5 protein-coding genes are annotated in these 3768 nt (G+C 74.5%); 2 read left to right on the top strand and 3 right to left on the bottom strand.

Annotation, left to right across the window (positions count from 1 at the left end; genetic code table 11):
• From modC to modA, 3 genes are all read right to left on the bottom strand, one after another.
• The coding region (gene modC, locus AC2H6A_RS18525; protein ID WP_484275196.1) for a molybdenum ABC transporter ATP-binding protein at positions 1 to 730 on the bottom strand (730 nt) is incomplete at its 3' end.
• The gene (gene modB / locus AC2H6A_RS18520; protein ID WP_484275195.1) at positions 727 to 1416 is read right to left on the bottom strand and encodes a molybdate ABC transporter permease subunit; all 690 of its coding nucleotides are present in this window, start codon (positions 1414 to 1416) and stop codon (positions 727 to 729) included. The genes modB and modC, both read right to left, overlap by 4 nt.
• Positions 1417 to 1430: 14 nt before the next feature.
• Positions 1431 to 2195 carry a molybdate ABC transporter substrate-binding protein gene (gene modA, locus AC2H6A_RS18515; protein WP_484275194.1) on the bottom strand — a complete coding sequence of 255 codons (765 nt, stop codon included), beginning with the start codon at positions 2193 to 2195 and terminating at the stop codon, positions 1431 to 1433.
• 46 nt (positions 2196 to 2241) lie between these two features.
• On the opposite strand from modA, the gene AC2H6A_RS18510 reads away from it, so the two are divergent.
• Both AC2H6A_RS18510 and AC2H6A_RS18505 read left to right on the top strand, forming a co-directional pair.
• Positions 2242 to 3054 carry a TOBE domain-containing protein gene (locus AC2H6A_RS18510; RefSeq protein WP_484275193.1) on the top strand — a complete coding sequence of 271 codons (813 nt, stop codon included), beginning with the start codon at positions 2242 to 2244 and terminating at the stop codon, positions 3052 to 3054.
• Positions 3055 to 3123: 69 nt separating this feature from the next.
• Positions 3124 to 3768: hypothetical protein (locus AC2H6A_RS18505; protein ID WP_484275192.1), on the top strand; the 645-nt coding region annotated here is incomplete at its 3' end.

Below are 3768 nucleotides of genomic sequence, written 5' to 3'. Positions count from 1 at the left end.
CCACGGGCGCGTCGATTGCGGCGAACACCTCGGCTGCGGGGCCGTCGGCGCGCACCCGGCCGGTATCGAGGGCAACCATTCGATCGGCGAGCCGGGCGGCCTCGTCGGCCGAGTGGGTCACGTAGAGCATCGGCAGACTGAGCTCGTCGCGCATGCGCTCGAGCCAGGGCAGGATCTCGTGGCGGCGTGCCGCATCGAGCGCGGCCAGCGGCTCATCGAGCAGCAGCAACCGCGGGCGGGTGGCCAGCGCCCGGGCGATCGCCACCCGCTGCCGCTCGCCGCCCGACAGTCCGTCGACGCCGCGTCCGAGCAGATGGCCGATGCCCAGCAATTCGATCGCGGCCTGCAGCGCCGCCGGGCCGTCGCCCGCCACCATGTCGGCCGGCCCGGCACCAGGCGCCACCGCGCCCGCGCGACGCAGACCGTAGGCGAGATTGCCGCGGACATCGAGGTGCTCGAACAGGCTGGCCTCCTGGAACACGTAACCCAGGCTCCGACGCCAGACCGGCAGGCGCACGCCCGCGGCGCTGTCCAGCCAGGTCTGACCGGCGACCCGGACCTCGCCGCGCGCCCGCGGCTCGAGCCCGGCGACCGCACGCAGCAGCGTGGTCTTGCCCGAGCCCGACGGGCCGAAGAGCACGGTGATGCCGCTGCCCGGCAGCTCGAGGTCGACGTCCAGGGTGAACGTCGGCCGCGCCAGCGCGACCCGGATGCGCAGCGGCCCGGTCACGACAACAGGCCCGGGCTGCGCCGCTTCATCAGCGCCAGACCCAGCAGGACTGCGAACGAGAACAGCAGCATGCCGCCGGCCAGCCAGTGCGCCTGCGCATACTCCATCGCCTCGACGTGGCCGTAGATCTCGGTGGACACCACGCGGGTGCGTCCGGGGATGTTCCCGCCGATCATGAGCACCACGCCGAACTCGCCCACGGTGTGGGCGAAACTGAGGATCGCGGCGGTGATCAGGCCCGGGCGGGCCAGCGGCAGGGCGACCGTGAAGAAGGCATCGACGGGTCCGGCGCGCAGGGTGGCCGCCACCTCGAGCGGCCGCCTGCCGATGGCCTCGAAGGCATGCTGGATGGGCTGCACCGCGAACGGCAGCGAGTAGACCACCGAGCCGATCAGCAGCCCGGTGAAGGTGAACGAGAGCACGCCCCAGCCCAGGGCCTGCGTGAGCCGGCCCAGCGGCCCCTCGGGCCCCAGCGCGACCAGCAGGTAGAAGCCGAGCACGGTCGGCGGCAGCACCAGCGGCAGGGTGACCAGCGCCGCGATGGGCGCGCGCCAGCGCGACGCGGTGCGGGCCAGCCACCAGGCCAGCGGCGTGGCGACGATCAGCAGCAGCAGCGTGGTGAGCGCGGCGAGCGCCAGCGTGAGCCGGATGGCCTGCAGCGACGACTCGCTCAGTACGGCATCCATGGGTCCGTCCGGACTCAGAGCTCGTAGCCGTGCGCGCGGATCAGCGCGCGCGCCGTCTCGCCGCGCAGGAACTCGAGCCGCGCGCGCGCCGCCGGATTGTCGCGGCCGGCGGCGAGCAGGATGGCGTCCTGGCGCAACGGCGCATGCAGCGACTGCGGAACCAGCCACGCCGAACCGGAGGCGATCCGGCCGTCGGTCTGGACCTGCGACAGCGCCACGAAGCCGAGCTCGGCGTTGCCGCTGGCGACGAACTGATAGGCCTGGGCAATGTTCTCGCCCTGCACCAGGCGCGGTCGCAGCGCCTCGAGCACACCCAGCCGCGTCATGACCTCGACGGCAGCGGCGCCGTAGGGCGCGAGCTTCGGGTTGGCCAGCGCCAGACGCTGGATGCGCCCTTCGCGCAGCACCGCGCCGGCGTCGTCGACCAGCCCGGGGCGAGGACTCCAGAGCACCAGCCGCCCCACCGCGTAGGTGAAGCGGGTTCCGGGCACCCCCAGACCGTCGGTTTCCAGACGCCGCGGCGTGATCTCGTCGGCCGCCAGGAACACGCCGTAGGGCGCGCCGTGGCGCGCCTGCGCGTACAGGGCGCCGGTGGCGCCCAGCGCGATCAGCGCCCGATGGCCGGTCTGTTCCTCGAAGGCGCGGGCGATGCGCTGCATCGGCGCCGCGAAGTTGGCGGCGACCGCCACATGCACCTCGGCCGCGACAGCGGGCTGGCCAAGGGTCGACACAGCCAGCAGCGACAGCAGGATCGCGCGAAAGAAGACGGAAGCGGGCACGGCTCACCGCTGTTCAAAAAGGGAATAGCGAGTGTAGCATCGGCCCATGGCAGCGACCCGTACCCGAACCGCCTCGCCCGCGTTGGCAACCGCGCGCCATGCGCCGGCGCTGCGCCTTGCCCAGGCGCTGGGTCACGAGCCGGCCGACCGGCGCATCGACGTGCTGCGCCGCATCGCCGAGGCCGGCTCCATCTCCGAGGCGGCGCGCCTCGTGGGCATCAGCTACAAGGCTGCCTGGCAGGCGATCGAAACCCTGGGTAACCTCGCCGGCCAGCCCATGGTCGAGAAGGCCGTGGGTGGCGCGGGCGGCGGCGGGGCCCGGCTGACCGCGGCGGGTTACCGCGTCCTCGACGCGGCCGATCGCCTGGCCGGCGCCCGCCGGGCAGCCCTCGCAAGCCTGGGTGTGGGCAGCGAACTGGCGACCAGCGGGCTCGCGGGGCTCGCGCTGCGCACCAGCATGCGCAATGCCCTGCCGTGTTCGGTCTCGGGTCTGGAACCCTCGGCCGGCGGCGCGGTGCGGGTCGGCCTGGCGCTGGCCGACGGCACGCCACTGCACGCGCGCCTCACCGCCGAGAGCGCCGAACTGCTGGCGCTGCGCCCGGGCCTGCCGGTGATCGCGCTGTGCAAGGCGACGGCCGTGCGCGTGGCCGGGCGGATGGCCGCGGCTCCCGGACGCAATCGCCTCGGGGGGTGCATCGCCCGCGTCGGCATGGCGCCCGACGATGCCGAGGTCGCCCTGCGCCTCGATGGCGGACTGCAGCTGGTCGGGTTCACGCGCCGCGCGGGCAGCCTCGCGCCCGGGCGCGCCGCCTGCGCAAGCATCGACGAGTCGGCGGTCGTGCTGGCCCTGGGCGCCTGACGGCATCGCCTTGACCGGGCCCGCAGGCGCCGCGCACCATCGCGTCCTGCCTTCTACCCCGGAGCTCCCATGCTGCCGCTCGCCGGCTACGCCGAACGCCTGTCCGTGCGCCCCGGACAGACCCTGCGCTTCCATGTCGCCAACACCACCGGCAGCCCGGTCGAGGCGCGCGTCGAGCGGGTGATCTGCGCCGACCCCAACCCGGCCATCGGTGGGGTGCGCACCGAGCCCGCGCCCATGGCGGTGCGCACGCTGGCCGAGCCGGCGGCGCAAGCGGTGCCGCTGGGGTCATGGGCCACCCTGGGGCCCGCGGGGATGCTGACCGGGCTCACCGCCTGCACCTTCACGGTCCGCATCCTGCCCACGCTGGCGCGCGCCGGCCGGCAGGTGGTGGCCTCCTGCCGCGCCGACTCCGGCGCAGGTTTCGAGATCGAACTCACGCCCGCGCTCACCCTGCGGGCGCGGGTGGGCATGGCCGGTGGCGGCGAGAGCGAGATCGAAACGGCCGCGCCGCTGCCGCTGCACGCCTGGAGCGTCATCACCCTGGCCATCGATGGCGGCGCGCGCAGCCTCGCGCTGTCGGTGGCCGACCCGGGCGGGCAGCGGGCACCGCAAGCCGCGCAGGTCCGCATGGCGGCCGGCCCCCTGCCCGATGCCGGCGCTCGCCAGCTCAGCCTGGCCAGCGCCGACGCAGCGTGGCCGCGCGACCCATTC

This window comes from Quisquiliibacterium sp., from assembly GCF_982640115.1.
Note: the sequence above shows the minus strand (reverse complement) of the source record. Positions and strands in the feature narration are given on the sequence as shown.